At 72.7% G+C, this 16,804-nt stretch carries 13 protein-coding genes; 5 read left to right on the forward strand and 8 right to left on the reverse strand.

The window, feature by feature from the left end; translation table 11 throughout:
* Window positions 1-5 precede the first annotated feature (5 nt).
* On the forward strand, window positions 6-1,205 hold the full coding sequence (locus OG521_27990; protein ID WUW26820.1) for a lipid-transfer protein: 1,200 nt from the start codon (window positions 6-8) through the stop codon (window positions 1,203-1,205).
* 94 nt (window positions 1,206-1,299) lie between these two features.
* Window positions 1,300-2,721 (forward strand): DHA2 family efflux MFS transporter permease subunit, encoded by a 1,422-nt coding sequence (locus OG521_27995; protein ID WUW24400.1) that lies wholly within the window; start codon window positions 1,300-1,302, stop codon window positions 2,719-2,721.
* Between the two features lie 21 nt (window positions 2,722-2,742).
* Here the strand turns inward: OG521_27995 and OG521_28000 are convergent, their stop codons facing one another.
* The 8 genes from OG521_28000 to OG521_28035 all read right to left on the reverse strand — a co-directional run bounded on the left by OG521_28000 (window position 2,743) and on the right by OG521_28035 (window position 13,232).
* On the reverse strand, window positions 2,743-6,087 hold the full coding sequence (locus OG521_28000) for an SAV_2336 family protein (protein WUW24401.1): 3,345 nt from the start codon (window positions 6,085-6,087) through the stop codon (window positions 2,743-2,745).
* Between the two features lies 1 nt (window position 6,088).
* Window positions 6,089-7,039, reverse strand: a complete 951-nt coding sequence (locus OG521_28005) for an ATP-binding protein (GenBank protein ID WUW24402.1) — start codon at window positions 7,037-7,039, stop codon at window positions 6,089-6,091.
* The gene (locus OG521_28010) at window positions 7,036-9,183 is read right to left on the reverse strand and encodes a serine protease (GenBank protein ID WUW24403.1); all 2,148 of its coding nucleotides are present in this window, start codon (window positions 9,181-9,183) and stop codon (window positions 7,036-7,038) included. The genes OG521_28005 and OG521_28010 overlap by 4 nt, the downstream gene beginning before the upstream one ends.
* Before the next feature lie 3 nt (window positions 9,184-9,186).
* Window positions 9,187-9,603: a hypothetical protein gene (locus tag OG521_28015; protein ID WUW24404.1), complete on the reverse strand. Its 417-nt coding sequence runs from the start codon at window positions 9,601-9,603 to the stop codon at window positions 9,187-9,189.
* A 128-nt stretch (window positions 9,604-9,731) separates the two neighbouring features.
* Window positions 9,732-10,364: a response regulator transcription factor gene (locus OG521_28020; protein ID WUW26821.1), complete on the reverse strand. Its 633-nt coding sequence runs from the start codon at window positions 10,362-10,364 to the stop codon at window positions 9,732-9,734.
* A 5-nt stretch (window positions 10,365-10,369) separates the two neighbouring features.
* Entirely contained in the window at window positions 10,370-11,572 is a 1,203-nt protein-coding gene (locus OG521_28025) for a sensor histidine kinase (protein WUW24405.1), read from the reverse strand.
* Between the two features lie 11 nt (window positions 11,573-11,583).
* Entirely contained in the window at window positions 11,584-12,306 is a 723-nt protein-coding gene (locus OG521_28030) for an ABC transporter permease (GenBank protein ID WUW24406.1), read from the reverse strand.
* Window positions 12,306-13,232, reverse strand: a complete 927-nt coding sequence (locus OG521_28035; protein WUW26822.1) for an ABC transporter ATP-binding protein — start codon at window positions 13,230-13,232, stop codon at window positions 12,306-12,308. Before OG521_28035 ends, OG521_28030 begins: the two co-directional genes overlap by 1 nt.
* A 343-nt stretch (window positions 13,233-13,575) precedes the next feature.
* Between OG521_28035 and OG521_28040 the strand changes: the two genes are divergently transcribed.
* From OG521_28040 to OG521_28050, 3 genes are read left to right on the forward strand one after another with little or no spacing between them, the layout of a single operon-like run.
* Window positions 13,576-14,448 (forward strand): MaoC/PaaZ C-terminal domain-containing protein, encoded by an 873-nt coding sequence (locus OG521_28040; protein WUW24407.1) that lies wholly within the window; start codon window positions 13,576-13,578, stop codon window positions 14,446-14,448.
* Between the two features lie 54 nt (window positions 14,449-14,502).
* Entirely contained in the window at window positions 14,503-15,579 is a 1,077-nt protein-coding gene (locus OG521_28045; protein ID WUW24408.1) for a Zn-dependent alcohol dehydrogenase, read from the forward strand.
* 46 nt (window positions 15,580-15,625) lie between these two features.
* Complete coding sequence (locus OG521_28050) at window positions 15,626-16,567, forward strand: 3-oxoacyl-ACP reductase (GenBank protein WUW24409.1); 942 nt, start codon at window positions 15,626-15,628, stop codon at window positions 16,565-16,567.
* Window positions 16,568-16,804 lie beyond the last annotated feature (237 nt).

The raw sequence follows: 16,804 nt of genomic DNA on the forward strand, positions 1-16,804 counted from the left end.
AGGCCATGAAGGCATACATCGTCGGCGTCGGGATGACGAAGTTCGAGAAGCCCGAGACCCGCGACTGGCAGTACTGGGACATGGTCAGGGAGGCCGGGACCGCGGCGCTGACCGATGCCTCCGTCACGTACGAGGACATCCGGCAGGCCGCCGTCGGCTACTGCTTCCAGGCCTCCACCGCCGGACAGCGCGCCGTCTACGAACTCGGGCTGACCGGGATACCCGTCTACAACGTCAACAACAACTGCGCCACCGGCTCCACCGCCCTGATGATGGCCCGGCAGTTCGTCGAGGGCGGCGGCAGCGACTGCGTTCTCGCGCTCGGCTTCGAGAAGATGGCGCGCGGATCGCTCGGCGGCGGCGGGGCCGACGGCGGCGCGGGCGACTTCAAGACGTCCCCGGTCGCCCGGCACTACGGCATCATGGCCGCCGCCCACGGCTTCGAGATGACCCCGCCCACCGCCCAGATCTTCGGCAACGCCGCCCGTGAGCACATGGAGCGCTACGGCACCACCGAGGCGCAGCTCGCCGCCGTCGCCGCCAAGAACCACCGCCACTCGGCGGGCAACCCGTACGCCCAGTTCCAGGACCCGTACACCGTCGACGAGGTCCTCGCCGCCAAACCCATCCACCGCCCGCTGACCCGGCTCCAGTGCTCACCGACCTCCGACGGGGCGGCGGCGGCCGTCGTCGTCTCCGAGCGCTTCGTCGAGGAACGCGGCCTCGGCGACCGGGCCGTCGAGATCGCCGCCCAGGCCATGACCACCGACACCGAGGCATCCTTCGCCTCCGGCACCTGCATCGACGCGGTCGGCCTGCCCATGTCCCGGGAAGCGGCCCGCCAGGTGTACGAGACCTCCGGGCTCACCGCCGCCGACCTCGACGTCATCGAGCTCCACGACTGCTTCTCCATCAACGAGCTCCTCACCTACGAGGCGCTCGGCCTGTGCGGCGAGGGCGAGTCCGGGGCGCTCGTCGAGTCCGGCGCCACCACCCACGGCGGCCGCTGGGTGGTCAATCCGTCCGGCGGGCTGATCTCCAAGGGGCATCCGCTCGGCGCCACCGGCATCGCCCAGGCCGCCGAACTCACCTGGCAGCTGCGGGGCGAGGCCGGGGCCCGCCAGGTGCCGGACGCACGGACCGCACTCGCCCACAACATCGGGCTCGGCGGGGCCGCGGTGGTGACGCTCCTGCGCCGCGGCTGAGAACGGCCGGAGGACGGTCCTACGCCCGAGGACCGAGGCCGGTCCGGTCCGGAAACCGATGTACGGGGTGCAGGGCGGCTGCGAGTATGACGCCATGGTTGACGTCACGACGCCCGCACTCCGTACCCGCCGGACCAGGACCCGCACCTGGGCGGTCGTGCTCGCCGCCTGCACCGGGCAGTTCCTGGTCGTCCTCGACGTCTCCGTCGTCAACGTCGCCCTCCCGTCCATGCGCACCGACCTGGGGCTGAGCGCCGCGGGACTGCAGTGGGTGCTCAACGCCTACTCGATCGCCTTCGCCGGCTTCATGCTGCTCGGCGGGCGGGCCGCCGATCTCTACGGCCGCAAGCGGATGTTCCTCGTCGGCCTCGGCCTGTTCACCGCCGCCTCGCTCGCCGGCGGACTCGCCCAGGAGGGCTGGCAGCTGCTCGCCGCCCGGGCCGCGCAGGGACTCGGCGCCGCGGTGCTCGCCCCCGCGACCCTCACCCTGCTCACCGCCGCCGTCCCCGAAGGACCCGCCAGGACCAAGGCCATCGGCACCTGGATGGCCGTCGGCGCGGGCGGCGGCGCGGCCGGCGGGCTGATCGGCGGGGTGCTCACCGACGCGCTGTCCTGGCGCTGGGTCCTGCTCATCAACGTGCCCGTCGGAGTGCTCGTCCTGACCGGCGCCGCGCTCTGGCTCGCCGAGGGCCGGGCCGGTGACCGCGGCCGCATCGACCTGCTCGGCGCACTCCTCGTCACGGCGGGCCTCGCGCTGGTCGCATACGGCATCGTGCAGACCGAGGAGTCCGGCTGGACGGCGGGCGCGACACTGCTGCCGCTGCTGGGCGGAGCGGCCCTGCTCGCCCTGTTCGTCCTGGTCGAGGCCCGCACGGCGAAGCCGCTGATGCCGTTGCGGGTGCTCGGGACGAGAGCGGTGGCATCGGCCAACGTGGCGATGCTCGTGATGGGTTCGGCGACGTTCTCGATGTGGTACTTCATGACCGTGTACGCGCAGAACGTGCTCGGCTACTCCGCGCTGGAGGCCGGACTCGCCCTGATCCCCACCTCGGTCGCCGTCGTGGTCGGCTCGAAGTGCGCGCCCCGGCTGATGGCCCGGACCGGCGCGAAGAACCTGGCACTCATCGGCACGACGGTGGCCGCCGCCGGCTTCGGCTGGCAGTCCACGATGACGGCCGACGGCTCCTACCTCACCGCGGTCTGTCTGCCCGGCATCCTGATGATGGCGGGCACCGGCCTCGCGTCCACCCCGCTCGCCTCCCTCGCCACCTCCGGCGCCGCCCCCGGCGAAGCCGGCCTGGTCTCCGGCCTCGTCAATACCTCCCGCACGATGGGCGGCGCCCTCGGCCTCGCCGTACTCTCCACGGTCGCCGCGGCCCGCACGGAGGGTTCGGCCGGCGCCGTCGAGCTCACGGCCGGCTACGCGCTCGCCTTCCGGACGGCGGGCGCGGTGCTGCTCGGCGGCGTCCTGCTGATGGTGCTTTGGCTGCCGCGGCACCGGTCGGTCAGGGCCTGAGGACCGCACAGACGGGGACGGTCAGGGCGACGGTCCCGCCACGGGGGGAAGGACCAACTCCGCGAGGCCCAGAAAGGCTTCCGTGGTGGCAGGCCGCAGCCGGCCCAGGTCCCAGGAGGCCGACTGGAGCGCGGCGTCGAAGGGGATGTGCACCACATGGTCCGGGTCGACCCGGAGGCGGGGGGCCAGACCGTCGGGCAGCCGCCGTCCCCGCCGGCCGTCGACCTCGGTCACCACGATGATCGCCGAATCCGCCAGGTGTGCACGCCCTGCCCCCCGCACGCCCGCCAGCGCGTCTGCCGCCGCGACCAGGGACACGTCCGTGCTGCTGCAGCAGATGATCAGGGTGTCGGTGTGGTCCAGGAGCACGTTCGCCGGCTCGTTCAGGTGCAGGGGGGCCCAGTCGCTCAGCACGAAGGGGTAGTACGGCGCCGTGCGCATCAGCACCTGCGCGTAGTCCTGTGCGTGCGTGGGGTTCGTACTGATGTGGCCGCGGTGATGAGCGATCACCTCCAGGCCCGAGGGCAGCCGTGTCGTGCGTGCGCGGACCTCGTCGTACGAAGCGGAGTGCGGCAGCTCCGCCACGTTGCGGAGCACGGCCCGGTTGCGGTCGACGAGGAACGGGTCGAGCGACCCCACGGACGCGGCGGCGTCGAGAGCGAGGACGGGCTCGCCCCGCACCGCGGCCAGCAGGTTGCCGAGGACCATCGTCGTGGTCGCCCGGCCGCTGTAGTGGTAGGGACCCACCAGGGTCAGCCGTCTGCCGTGCGACAGCGGGACCCGCAGCCGCTCCAGTTGCTCCTCCGCGTTCCGGCGGGCGGATCCGAACCGGGCGAGGCGCGGCCCGGGTCCGTCGGACGGGGAGGTGCCGTCACGCGGGGGCAGGTCGAGCGGAGCGGTTGGCAGGCGGCGGACGGAGGCCGGCGGGTACGGTGTCCCGGCGCCCTCGCGCCGGGGGCGCGTCCGGGCGATGTACTTGCCGAGCACCTCGGCGACCTCGCTCGCCGTGGGGCGCAGGGCCGGGTCCGCGTCGATGCAGCGAAGCACGAGGCGGCGCAACTGCTCCCAGGTGTCGCCCTGCCACAGATGCATCCCCTCCGGCAGGTTCGGCATGTCCCAGCCGGCCTTGCTGCTGATGAGCTGGAGGAGCCCGCCGAGGGAGTGCACGTTGTCCTCGCGGGTCGGCACCGGGCCCGGCTCCAGGTACTCCCCGTCCACGACGCAGTCCGAGAGGTTGGCCAGCACCACCGTGCGGCGCAGCACGAACACGCCGTCGGCGGTGAAGTCCGCAGGCACCAGCCCGTTGATGTGGCACAGCGCCAGCGCGTTCGCCAGGTAGAAGGAGACAAGGAGCCCGCGCAGGGTGTCGAACGGGGCCACACCCTCGGTGAGCGCCTGGCTGAAGATCTCGTCGAGTCGCGGGGGCTGGGCGGCGTCCTGGGGAGACTGGTCCGCGATGGTGGTCATGGCCAGCCAGGGTGCGCCGTCCTGCGTTCCGGTGGCCAGCAGGGTGGGCGCGTACTGGCCCTGGAGCCGGGCCAGGGCCTCCGCCTCCACCTCGATCAGCCGCCCGGCACCCGGCAGATCGGGCCGCGGGACGCGCAGCGCGGCCTCGGTGCGCTGCGCGTCGAAGCCCTGGTACACCACGGTGCGGTGCCCGCGGCGCCGGCCCCGCAGCACGAAGTCGCCGAGCCGGCGTGGGTCCTCGGGCAGCAGCGGACCCCAGCTGTCGGCATCGGGGGTGGCCTCTCGCTCCGGATCCGGGCCGATGCCGGGCGAGGGCTCGCCGAACGACACCCCGAACCGGGTGAGGAGACGCCGCTCCACGCTTGTGAACGGCTGGTGCGAACCCGGTAGCTGAGCGGACCCGTCCGGATGGGACAGCCAGGCCGGGAAGTCGGGGGAGTTGCCCGCCAGTTCATCGAGGCGGCGGCCGATCCGGCGACTCGTCCGCAGGAGCTCGGCCGGCGGAATAGCGTCGAGCAGCACGGCCTTGGATTCCTCGGAGAAGTCGAAGACCCGGTGCTTGGCCGGCAGCGGGCCCGGCACCGGAGCCGGGTGCGGCCGGATCAGACCCCCGAGGAAGACCTCGGCCAGATGGGTGGTGCTGGCCTTCCAGGGGACCGCGCTCTGCACCAGCCGCATCACCGGAACCGACAGCGGGGAGACCGCCGCGAGATGAGCCGCGAGACGGTACGCCTCCGGAGTGGCCGCGTCCCGGAAGTGCTGGGCGCTGTCCGGGCTCCGTTGGGTCGCCGCCCCGTACCGCCCCGGGCGGACCAGGAGGGGCAACTCGACGGTCGTGCCGGGCGAAGCGAGCAGCCGGGCCCAGTCGCGCAGCGACGAGGCATCCGGTGCCAGCACCGGCACCGGTACGCCCTCGAAGCGGGCGATCCCCGGCGGCAGCACCGGATCGACGATCTGCCAGGAGGAGTTGGCGCCCCCGATCCGCCGGGTGGTCGCCTGCCACAGCTCGGCGGAGATCCCCGATGCCTCCCACATGCCGGACGGCAGTGTGTGCAGCACCGCGACAGGACCGCGGGCCGCCCGTTCGGCGAGCAGGGCATGCATCGCGCCGGACCGCCATGACGCACCCATTCCGTCGCTCACCACCAGCAACAGGGTCCGGCCCGATGGATCGTTCACCGTGCTCAGCGGCAGCTCGGGACCGTCGGACCGGAAGGGACGCGCGTGCAGGCGTGGCCGCACGTCCGACGCGTCGAGCCCGAGGACGCGGGTGGTGGAGAAGGCGCCCAGCCGCTCCAGCAGGGTGCGCAGCTCGGCCCCGAGCCGGTGCCACAGCAGCATGGACAGTCCGTCGTCGACGAGCAGGACCAGGTTCAGCCAGCGTTCCCGCACCGGCCGCTGCACCACGTCGACCAGACCGGTCTGGGCGAACTCGGCTGCGGTGAGCTCCTCGTCGATCTCCAGGTGGTGGCGGCTGTCCCGGCGCCGCCGCAACGGCCTCAGCGCACGCCCGAGTTCGAGCTCGTCGGGGAGGGCCTTCTCCTCGGGGACGCGCACGGGCATGGCCTTGCGGGAATCGCGGCCGGGGTGCGCGGGCGACGGCTCGGGCACCGGGGCCTGGCGTGCCGCCGCGTACAGGGACGGGGCCGTCAGATCGGGCAGATCCCGGTCGTCGGGCTCCGGCGTGGGCCGGCGGAGGGACACCCGGTCGGGCTCGGGACCGGTACCCGGTGCGGGTGGGCCGACCCGGGGCTGCTCCCGGTGGAGAGGGGCGCCGGGACCCGCGGGCAGGCTGCGCGCCAGCCACAGCACGTCCAGGAGCTGATCCGCGTCCAGCTCGTGGCCGCAGGCCGACAGGACCCGCAGTGCCTCGGCCAGCCGCGCCCCGCCACCGGTCATGTCACATCGCCCCGGTGAGCTGGTGGAGGACGGCGTCCAGCAGGCCCTCCGCGTCCAGGTCGACGCCGCCGGTACGGAGGAACACCGCATTGAGCAACTGGTCGGTCGCCAGCTCCCCCGGGGCGCGGCGGCGGAGGAAGGCGTCGATCAGGTCGTCGGCCGCCCGAAGCGCGTCGGCGCCGAGGTGGGCGGTGACGATGGCGCGCAGCCTCCCCTCGTCCGGCACGGGGAGGTCGAGCCGCACACAGCGGCGCAGGAACGCGGGAGGGAAGTCGCGCTCGCCGTTGCTGGTGATGACGACGACCGGGAACTCCGCGCACTGGACCACCCCTTGGTGCACCGTGACGGTGCCCCGGTGGTCGAGGGTCTGGACTTCCACGTCGGCCATGTCCTCCGGCAGCCGGGTCAGCTCCGGAATGTCGTACACACCCTCCTCGAAGACCGTCAGCAGGTCGTTGGGCAGATCGACGTCACCCTTGTCCATCTCGTCGATGAGCAGCGCGCGCGGCGTGGCCGACGGAACCAGGGCGGTCCCCAGCGGGCCGAGCCGTACGAAGGTGCCGATGGACGGCTCGTGTTCGCCGCGGTCCCGGCTGAGCGTCGTCTCGCGCAGCCGGCCGATCGCGTCGTACTGGTAGAGCGCGTCCTTCACGGTGGAGCGGCTGTTGACGGGCCAGCGCAGCAGTTCGCCCAGCCGGAGCTCATGCGCGACGGCATGGGCGAGCGAGGACTTGCCCGTACCGGCCGGCCCGGTGACCAGGAGCGGACGGCGCAGGTGCAGCGCCGCGTTCACGATGTTCGCGTGCTGCTCCTCGATCACGTACGGCATGTCGGGGTGCGTCGACCGGACCGGTGTGAAGCGCCGCCAGGGCGGGGCCGGGGGCAGGGCCACGTCCCGGGGCTCCCCGTCGCCGTGAAAGAGCCGCCAGTCGGGCTCGGGAGCGGATGTCATGCGCTCTCCTGTGGTTCGGTGAGGTGGAGGCGGGGCACGGTGCGGTCGGCGTCCGCCCAGGCGAGGACCGGGCGGCCGGGGAACTCGGGCGGGCTCGCCTGGGCGTTCGCCCGGTAGTCGCGTACGCCGTCGGGAAGCTCCCGGGTGGCGACGTCCGCCATGTGCTGGACGAGGTGCGAAGCGCCGTCCCGGCCGCGGTCCCACACCACTACAGGAATGCCCAGAGCGAGACATGTCTGCACGATGCCGTCCCGCAGCCCGGGCGGTACATCCACGGAGACGCGCACCGTGTCGAGTTGGTTGACCAGTCGGGAGTAGAGGACGTCCCGGTCCATGGACTCCGAGACGACGAAAGTCTTCCCCGAATCGAGCCGGCTCCACCGGCTGCGCCAGTGCGAGATGAACCGCCCGTGTTTGCGCAGGAGTTCGGGACAGTGCACGACCAGAGGGAACTCCACACCGAGCACGCCGGGCACGATCTCGTCGGGATCGTGCGCCGCCCACTCGTCGACCGGGAGGTTGAGGCTCGCCCGGTCCACCAGCACCTCGACCAGCGGCGGCCGCTCGTCGTCGGCCGGCGGCGTCAGGGAGTCGAGGACCCGCAGGACCTCCCGCGCCCCGTCCGTCGCCGAATAGGCCACCAGGCTGTCCGTGGAGACCTGCCGGAGCCCCGCCCCCTCGTCGCACCAGATCCGCAGCCGGTGACGTCCCCGCTCGGCGCGCGTCACCTGGACGAGAACCCGCATCCGCACGGAGCGGTCACGCACCGCGCGTCCCCAGGCCTGGGCGTCCGACCGGCGCTCGCTCAGGGCCGGCCGCGCGATACCGAGACGCTGGGCGACGCCATCGGCCCACATGCGCAGTTCCGCCCGCTTCGCCGGCGGGGAGAGTGCGCCGACGTACTCCAGGACCCGCAGCAGCGCCGGGACCCGGCGCTCCCCGCTCACGGAGTGGCCGTCCCCGGGCAGCGCCTCCAGCCGGTTGAGGAGTGCGTCCAGGGACTCGCCGCCGGGGAAGGCCGCCACATGGGGCAGGGCGGCCCGTGCCGCCTCGGGTATCCGTGCGAGCACGGCACGGTCCATGGTCCGCAGATGCTTGCGCAGACCGGCGTACTCCTGCGGGGTCAGCATCCTGGCGCTACCGCACAGGGAGCCCGCGGCCAGTACACGGTCGGCCGATGCCGGGTGGCTGGAGCGCCGCAGGATGGCCGAGAGAGCGGCCAGGGCCCTCGGATGAGCGAGCAGGAACAGGGCGAATTCCTCGGGCGTGGGCGGGGTGACATCGCTCCCGTGCCGGACCCCGCAGGCCAGGGCCAGCCGCTTCGCCACGTCCGTGCGCTGGCTCGGTGAGTACAGGATGTCCCCGACGGCCTCCACCAGGAGGAGCAGCGCGGGATCCTCGGGGTCCGGCGACTGCGGGGGCAGGACGTCGCGCAGGCCCACGGCGTCCAGCTCTGTTCTGACGCGTTGCCAGGGAATGGCCCAGCTGCGTCGGATGAGGTGCTGTGAACTGTGCGGAAGAGGCAGTCCGGTGGCCGCGTCCCGTGGTGGCATGAAGTGCGCCACGACCAGGCCGACCACGGCGTGTTCGTGCCGGCACCAGAGCGGACCGCCGCTGTAACCCGGGCCGACCGCCATGCCCGTTGCTCTGCCGTCGAGGTAGCCCAGCGAGTCGTGGAGCGAGGCGACGGTGAGGCGGGCCAGGGTGGCGGCACGGCCGCCGCCGTGCCAGGCGCTCACTTCCTGGTCGGCCGACATGTCGGCCCTGCCGGGCGCGGCGGGCAGTCCTCCGGCCGGCCCGTCGACGCGTAACACGGCCAGATCGCCGAGCCACTCGCTGTCCCCCTCGCGCACCGCGCCGCCGTCCCTGGCCCGCGGGGCGACCCAGTGGAGCAGGCGCGCCTCGTACCGTTCGGTCGACTCCCCGCGCACCTCGACCGGGATCTCCTCCAGCCGCGGCGGTCTCGCTTCGAGCATGGGCCGGCCGAGTGCGTCATTGACGACGTGGGCGCAGGTCAGGACGGTATCGGGGCCAAGGACGAATCCCGCGCCCGCGGTGCCGCCGTCGCCGGGCCGCCGTACCGTCACCACGAGCCGGGACGGATCGTCGTGGTGGGCACCGCCCGTGACTCCGAACCACTCCATGCGTCACTCGGAGGCCGGCGTCGCGTCGGCCCCCCGGGACGGAACCGGCCGCCAGTTGGCGGTGACCGTGAGGTGGGCCTGGCCGTTGCCGCCGACGATGCCGAGCTTGAGGTCCTGCCCGACCTGCACGCCGAAGGTCACGCTCAGTTCCGTGGGCGGCTCGGGCGTCGCCACGACGGCATCGTGGACCTCCTGGAGCAGCGGCCCGACGGGCTTGAGCGCCCCTCGAAGGGCCCCGACCGAGAAGCTGGCGACGGCCCGGCCGCCGGCTCCCACGGGCACCGCTCGCCCCATGCCCTCGGGAAGGTCCCCGTCGTCCTGTGCGACGGGGGCCGCAGGAGCGGACACCCCGCCCGGCGGCGTCAGCAGGAAGCGGACGGGCGTACCGTCATCGAGTTCGAGGTCAGGTGTTGTGGACACGATCACATTGTCACCGGATCGGCGCCGCCGAAACACGAGCTTGTTCAACTCGGTTACGTGATCGATGCATTGGGTCACCATCGAGATCCGCCGGCCCCGTGCGACATCGGACGACGAGCGGTCGAACCTCAGAGCCAGCCTTGCTGCCGCGCGGCCCGGACCGCCTCCATCCGGTTGCGGGTGCCCGTCTTCCCGATCGCCGACGACAGGTAGTTGCGGACCGTCGACTCCGACAGGTGCAGCTTCTGCGCGATGTCGGCGACCGTCGCGCCGTCCACCGACGCGACCAGCGCATCGCGCTCCCGCGCGGTCAGTGGGCTCGGGCCCGCGCTCAGGGCCGCGGCGGCCAGGGCCGGGTCGATGACGGTCTCCCCGCGCAGCACCCGGCGGATCGCCTCCGCGAGATCCTCGACCGGTCCGTCCTTGACCAGGAACCCCGCCGCGCCGGCCTCCATCGCACGCCGCAGATAGCCGGGCCGGCCGAAGGTGGTGAGGATCAGCACCCGGCAGTCCGGCACCTCCTCACGCAGATCGGCGGCCGCGTCCAGGCCGCTGCGGCCCGGGAGTTCGATGTCGAGGAGCGCCACATCGGGCCGCGACGTCAGCGCGGCGGCCACGATCTCGTCGCCCGCGCCGACCTGGGCCACCACCTCGATGTCGGGCTCCAGACCGAGCAGCAGGGCGAGCGCGCCGCGCATCATGCCCTGGTCCTCGGCGAGCAGGACGCGTACGGAGTGGGTCGGGCGGTGGTCCTGCGGCATCTCGTTCACAGGGTCAGGGTAGGGGCCGGTCCCCCGTCGCCGTCCGCTTCCCCCGGTGCGTCCGCCGGGAGTTCGGCCGTGACCACGAAGCCGCCCGAGGGGGCGGGGCCCGCCTCCAGTGAGCCGCCGGCCGTGGCGAGGCGTTCGGCGAGGCCCTTCAGGCCGGTGCCGCCGATGCCGGGGGTGGGCGGCGGGGCCGGGGTGCGGCCGTCGTCGGTGACCGTCAGGCGGACCCGGTCGGCGGTGCCGTCGACGACGAACGTGCAGGCAGTGGCCGTGGAGTGGCGGACGACGTTGGTGACGGCCTCCCGTACCACCCAGCCCAGCAGCGCCTCCGTCTGCGGGGCGAGCGGGGGGCCCGAGCGGCGGACGGAGGGTTCCATGCCGGCGGCGGTCAGGGCGGACCTGGCCCGGTCGAGTTCGGTGGCCAGGCTGCCCTCGCGGTAGCCGGTGACCGCCTCGCGGATCTCGGTGAGTGCCTGGCGTCCGACCGATTCGATGTCGGCGACCTGGAGGAGGGCCGCGTCCATGTCGCGCGGCGCCAGCCTGCGCGCCGCCTCCGACTTGACGACGATCACCGAGAGCGTGTGGCCCAGCAGGTCGTGCAGGTCGCGGGAGAAGCGCAGCCGCTCCTTCTCGACGGCGGTACGGGCCAGTTCCTGCCGGGTGGAGCGCAGTTCCATCACGGTCTCCGACAGGGTGAGGATCGCGGCCGTCACCGCGCCGGAGATGAACGTCCCGTACCCCAGCGTCCACGGCGTCGACGTGCTGTCGTCGCGCCACACCGCGATCAGGCAGGCCGCCACGGCGAGGCCGAGCAGTCCGACGGCGAGCAGGCGGTGGCGCAGGATCGTCCCGCAGGCCAGTGAGAGCAGCGGGAAGTAGAGCAGCCAGCTGCCGCCGTAACCGATCGCCAGGCCGAAGGTGATGGCGGCCATCGCGCCCAGCAGGACGTACGACACCGGGCTTTCGCGCTTCTCCTTGACGAATCCCCGGAACACCACGGAGATGTAGAGGGAGTTGAAGGCGAGGAGTCCGATTCCGCCGATCCAGGGGTTGGGGGTCTCGCCCTGGAAGAGGTTGGAGAAGGAGCCCAGGCCCATCAGCAGCCAGGGCAGCAGGGCGTACGGCCCCGGCGGGCCGGGGTGCCGCCCCTCCTTCCGCATCCGGCGCCGTTCCTTCCGCGCCTGTCGTCCGTTCGCTGGCATGTTCGCTCCCGTCACACGGTCCTCGCGGACCGACGGTACGAGATCACGGCGTACATGCCGAACAGGAGGAGCCACGAAGAGAGCACGAGGAGGGTCGTGGCGCCCGGTGCGTGGCCCTCGGTGGTCGCCCAGCCCAGGTCGGCGAACCGGTTGGCCGGGGTGAACCTGCCGATGGACCGCAGCCACTCGGGCAGCATCTCCAGCGGGAACCACAGCCCGCCGACCACGCCGAATCCCATCAGACAGGCGACGTTGACCACTCCGGTGCCCTGCGGGGTGAGCCGGAAGCCGTTGCCCAGGCCGAGCAGGGTGAAGGGCAGCGCGCCGAGCCAGAGCAGCAGGACCAGGACGATCCACTGCCAGGCCGCCATCCGTACGCCGTTGAGCAGTCCGCCGGCCAGCAGCACCGTCAGGATCGTCGGCAGCACGGTCACCGAGCCGCTGACCGCACGGCCCACGACCGCGTGCGTCGGGGAGAGCGGAGTGACCCGCAACTGCTGGAGCCAGCCGAGGGACTTGTCGGACGAGACGCCCGTGCCGATCGCCATGGCCGAGCCGAGCGCCCCGTACGCGGCCATGCCGACCATCGAGCTGGTCTTCCAGCCGTCGGATCCGTCGTCGCCGCCGATGTTCGTGAAGATCAGGTACATCATCACGGGCATTCCGGCACCGAAGATGAGGAAGGTGGCGTCGCGCAGGGTCCGGCGGATCTCGAGCATGATGTAGCGGAACATCAGACGGACTCCTTCGCGTCCTGGTGCGTGGTCCCCGGGGCGGTGGCCCCGGGGGAGGTGAGGGAGAGGAACGCGGCCTCCAGCGTGGCCAGGGAGATCTGGAGGTCCCGGACCAGGCCGAGCCGGGCGAGCTCCACGACGGTGGCGTCGGAGTCGTCCGTGTGCAGCACCGCGCGGTCGCCGGTCACCTCGACGGTGACGACACCGGGCAGCAGCTCCAGGCCCGCGGTGGGCCGGCCCGCGAGGTCGAAGGAGACCTTGCTGTGGCCGGCCGCGGCCTTGATGGTCTCGCCGCTGCCGTCCGCGACGATCCGGCCCCGGTCGATGACGACGATCCGGTCGGCGTTCTCGTCGGCCTCCTCCAGGTAGTGCGTGGAGAAGAGCACGGTGTTGCCGCGCCGGGCATAGGCCCGCATGGAGTCCCAGAACGCGCGCCGCCCCTCCACGTCCAGGGCGGCGGTCGGCTCGTCCAGCACGATCAGTTCCGGACTGCCGGCCAGCGCGACGGCGAACCGGACGCGCTGGATCTGGCCGCCGGAGAGCTTGTCGATCCGCCGGTCCGCGTACTCCGCGACCCCCGCCAGCTCCAGCGCGTCGGCGACCGGCAGCGGCTTCGGGTAGGTGGAGGCCACGAAGGCGATCAGTTCCCGGACGGTCACCCGCTGGATGGGGCGGCCGTCCTGGAGCATGGCACCGACCAGGCCGGCGCCCACCGCCCGGTCGGGGGTGCGGCCGAACACCCGGACCGTGCCGGCGTCCGGCTCGTTCAGCCCGAGCAGCAGGCTGATCGCCGTGGACTTTCCGGCGCCGTTGCGCCCGAGGAGGGCGACCGTCTCGCCCCGTGCCACGGTCAGGTCGATCCCGTCCACGGCCCGCACACTCGCCCCGGCCCGGCCGAAGGACTTCACCACCCCGCTGAAGTCCACCGCCGTCTCGTTCCCTGTCGTCCGCTGCTTCCCCGTCGTCTGCTTCATGAGGATCACGCTACGGAGCGTGAGCGCGCCCCGGCAGATGCGCATGTACGGACTCGGTGATGACAAATGTCATGGCCCGCGGAGGCCGGGGAACGGGGTGAACGGGCAGCCCGGCAAGGAATCTGACGAGACGTCAGCAGTCTTCCCAACTGCTGGGCCCTGCGTTATACATAGGGCCAACCGGCTAGAACGCGTTCTAGAACGGGCGTGGTCTCCGGTCCCCGCACGACCTCGGTGCGGCCGACGGTGCGGACGGCCGCGCCGAGGTCTTCCACCGTCGAGGAGCAGCTTCCCCATGCCCATTGATGCCGAAAAAGCTCTCGCTGCCGAACCCCGGACCAGCAACATCAGCTGGGACCACAAGGACGTCCAGCTCTACCACCTCGGGATCGGCGCCGGCGCCCGCCCCGACCTGGCCGACCCCGCCGTGGACGCCGGTGAGCTGCGGTACACGCTGGAGTCCCGGCTCCAGGTGCTGCCCTCCTTCGCCACCGTCGCGGGCGCCGGCGCGGGGATGGCCGGGGGACTCTCCTCGCCCGGCGTCGACGTCGACCTCGCGGCCGTCCTGCACGGCGGGCAGAGCGTGCGGGTGCACCGTCCGCTCCCGGTGCGGGGCAGCGCCGTACAGACCACGAAGGTCGCCGCGGTGTACGACAAGGTCAAGGCGGCCGTGCTGGTGCTGCGGAGCGAGGCCGCGGACGAGGACGGTCCGCTGTGGACCAGCGACTCCCAGATCTTCGTGCGCGGCGAGGGCGGTTTCGGGGGCGAGCGCGGCCCGTCCGGGCGGACGGACTGTCCGGCCGTCCCGGGCGACCATCTGGTGGAGCGGCCGGTCCGGCCGGACCAGGCGCTGCTGTACCGCCTGTCCGGGGACTGGAACCCGCTCCACGCCGACCCCGAGTTCGCCGCGCTGGCCGGCTTCGACCGGCCGATCCTGCACGGTCTGTGCACCTACGGGATGACGCTCAAGGCCGTCACCGACACGGTGCTCGGCGGCGACGCGAGCCGTGTCCGCTCCTACCGCACCCGGTTCGCCGGGGTCGTCTTCCCCGGCGAGACCCTCCGCATCGAGATGTGGACCGCGCCGAACCAGGTCCGCGTCGAGGTGAGGGCCGCGGAACGGGACGACGCCGTGGTCCTCGGGGACACCTTCGTCGAGCACTCCTGAACCGAATCCGAACCGAATTCAAGAGCACCACAGGCCCGTGAGGGGAGCCGCACCATGCGCGCAGCCGTACTGCACGAGACAGGCCAGGACAAACTCGAAGTACTCGACGACGTCGAGGCGGTGGGCTTCGGCCCCGGCAAGGTCAGGCTCCGCATCCGGGCCACCGGCCTGTGCCACTCCGACCTCTCCGCGATGAACGGGGTGCTGCCGCAGCCCGCCCCCTTCGTCCCCGGCCACGAGGGCGCCGGCGAGGTCATCGACGTCGGCGACGGGGTGACCGGGCTCAGCGCGGGCGACCGGGTGCTGGTCTGCTGGCTGCCCGCCTGCGGTGTCTGTCCGTCCTGCAAGCGCGGCCAGACACATCTGTGCCTGGCCGGATTCATGAACGCGGGCACCCCCAACTTCAAGCGTCCCGGCGGTGATGTCTTCGGCTTCGCCGGCACCGGCACCTTCACCGAGGAGGTCGTCGTCGGCGCGGACTGCGCGGTGCCGATCCCCGACGACGTGCCCTTCGAGATCGCCGCGCTGATCGGCTGCGGGGTCACCACCGGACTCGGCGCCGCCATCAACACCGCCCAGGTCGAGGCCGGTTCGTCGGTCGCGGTGATCGGCTGCGGCGGCGTCGGCATCTCGGCGATCCAGGGGGCCAGGGTGCAGGGCGCCGCCCAGATCGTCGCCGTGGACCCGGTGGCCTCCCGGCGCGAGGCCGCGCTGCGGTTCGGCGCGACCGAGGCGGTTTCGCCCGACGCGTTCGCCGACGCCAGGGCGCGGATCACCGCGGGCGAGGGCTTCGACTACGTCTTCGAGGTCGTCGGCAAGTCGGTCACGGCCCGCACCGCGTACGAGAACACCCGGCGCGGCGGCACCCTCTGCATCGTCGGCGCGGGCGCCATGGACGACAACTTCCAGGTCAACATGTTCGAGCTGTTCTTCGACGAGAAGCGGATCCTGCCCTCCATGTACGGCGGCGGGGACGTGCTCCGGTCGTACGAGCGGGCCATCGCGCTCTGGCGGGCCGGCCGCATCGACCTCGAATCGATGATCACCCACCGGGTGCGGCTCGACGGGATCAACGACGCCCTCGACCAGATGCGGACCGGCGAGTCGCTGCGCACCTGCATCGAGCTCTGACCCCGCCGCGCAGCCCCACCCCCTCCCGAGAGGACCCCGAGATCCGATGTCACTTCCCCTGGACGGACTGTCCGCGATCGTCACCGGAGCCGGCCGCGGCCTCGGCCGGGCCGAAGCGCTGGAACTGGCGCGGCTCGGCGCGGCCGTCGTCGTCAACGACTACGGGCAGCCCGGCCGCGACGGCTCGGGCGAGGCGTCGGCCGCCCCCGCGGAGGAGGTCGCCGAGGAGATCCGGGCGGCCGGCGGCCGGGCGGTCGCGCACCTCGGCGACGTCTCCGACCACGAGCAGGCCCGCGCGCTGGTCGAACTGGCCGTCAGCACCTACGGCAAGCTCGACGTCCTGGTCAACAACGCGGGCATCCTGCGCGACCGGATGATCTTCTCGATGACCGAGGACGAGTGGGACTCGGTCCTGCGGGTGCACCTCAAGGGCCACTTCAACACCACACACTTCGCCGCCGCGCACTGGCGGTCCCGCTCCAAGGAGTCCGGCGGACCGGTCTACGGCCGGATCGTCAACACCTCGTCGGAGGCCTTCCTGGCCGGTTCGGCGGGACAGCCCAACTACGCGGCGGCCAAGGGCGGCATCGTCGGGCTGACCACGTCCACCGCGCTGGCGCTGGCCAAGTACGGCGTGACCGCCAACGCCATCTGCCCGCGCGCCAGGACCCGGATGACCGAGGACGTCTTCGCGGGCTTCGAGGAGCCGCAGGACGGCCGGCTCGACGCGCTCGCGCCCGAACACGTCTCGCCGCTCGTCGGCTACCTGGCCTCCCCGGCGGCAGCGAAGGTCAACGGGCAACTGCTCGTGGTGCACGGCGGAATGGTCGCGATCGTCGAACGCCCCAAGGTGGCGGCGAAGTTCGACGCGGCGAAGGAGACGTTCTCCTTCGACGAGCTGGACGAGCTGATCACCCCGTACTACGCGGACCGGCCGCCCAACGAGACGTTCGCGGCGGCGGAGGTGCTCGGCCTGAAGCGGGGCTGAGCCGCAGCGCCCGCCGCACGCAGCGAAGGGCCCCCGCAGCCGGTCGGCTGCGGGGGCCCTCCGCTCCCTCGTTCGTCGATTCCGGGCGGCGGTCAGGCCGCCCTGCCGCCCCCTTCCGAGGGGCGGCGGTGGCGGCCGATCGGCTGTGCTGCCGAGTCGTCCGCCGCCACACCCCCTCGGTGTTTTCCGGAGCCGCCGGCTTCGGCCCGTTCCGCGTCCGCCCCCGGCGGCTGCGTC

The sequence above is a fragment of the Streptomyces sp. NBC_01463 genome (assembly GCA_036227345.1).
Taxonomy (GTDB): Bacteria; Actinomycetota; Actinomycetes; order Streptomycetales; family Streptomycetaceae; genus Streptomyces.

Excerpts from the sequence above, each read along its gene's own strand:
- OG521_27990 (WUW26820.1), top strand. The coding sequence starts at position 6 with ATGAAGGCATACATCGTCGGCGTCGGGATGACGAAGTTCGAGAAGCCC.
- OG521_27995 (WUW24400.1), top strand. The coding sequence starts at position 1,300 with ATGGTTGACGTCACGACGCCCGCACTCCGTACCCGCCGGACCAGGACC.
- OG521_28000 (WUW24401.1), bottom strand. The coding sequence starts at position 6,087 with ATGACCGGTGGCGGGGCGCGGCTGGCCGAGGCACTGCGGGTCCTGTCG.
- OG521_28005 (WUW24402.1), bottom strand. The coding sequence starts at position 7,039 with ATGACATCCGCTCCCGAGCCCGACTGGCGGCTCTTTCACGGCGACGGG.
- OG521_28010 (WUW24403.1), bottom strand. The coding sequence starts at position 9,183 with ATGGAGTGGTTCGGAGTCACGGGCGGTGCCCACCACGACGATCCGTCC.
- OG521_28020 (WUW26821.1), bottom strand. The coding sequence starts at position 10,364 with ATGCCGCAGGACCACCGCCCGACCCACTCCGTACGCGTCCTGCTCGCC.
- OG521_28025 (WUW24405.1), bottom strand. The coding sequence starts at position 11,572 with ATGCCAGCGAACGGACGACAGGCGCGGAAGGAACGGCGCCGGATGCGG.
- OG521_28030 (WUW24406.1), bottom strand. The coding sequence starts at position 12,306 with ATGTTCCGCTACATCATGCTCGAGATCCGCCGGACCCTGCGCGACGCC.
- OG521_28040 (WUW24407.1), top strand. The coding sequence starts at position 13,576 with ATGCCCATTGATGCCGAAAAAGCTCTCGCTGCCGAACCCCGGACCAGC.
- OG521_28045 (WUW24408.1), top strand. The coding sequence starts at position 14,503 with ATGCGCGCAGCCGTACTGCACGAGACAGGCCAGGACAAACTCGAAGTA.
- OG521_28050 (WUW24409.1), top strand. The coding sequence starts at position 15,626 with ATGTCACTTCCCCTGGACGGACTGTCCGCGATCGTCACCGGAGCCGGC.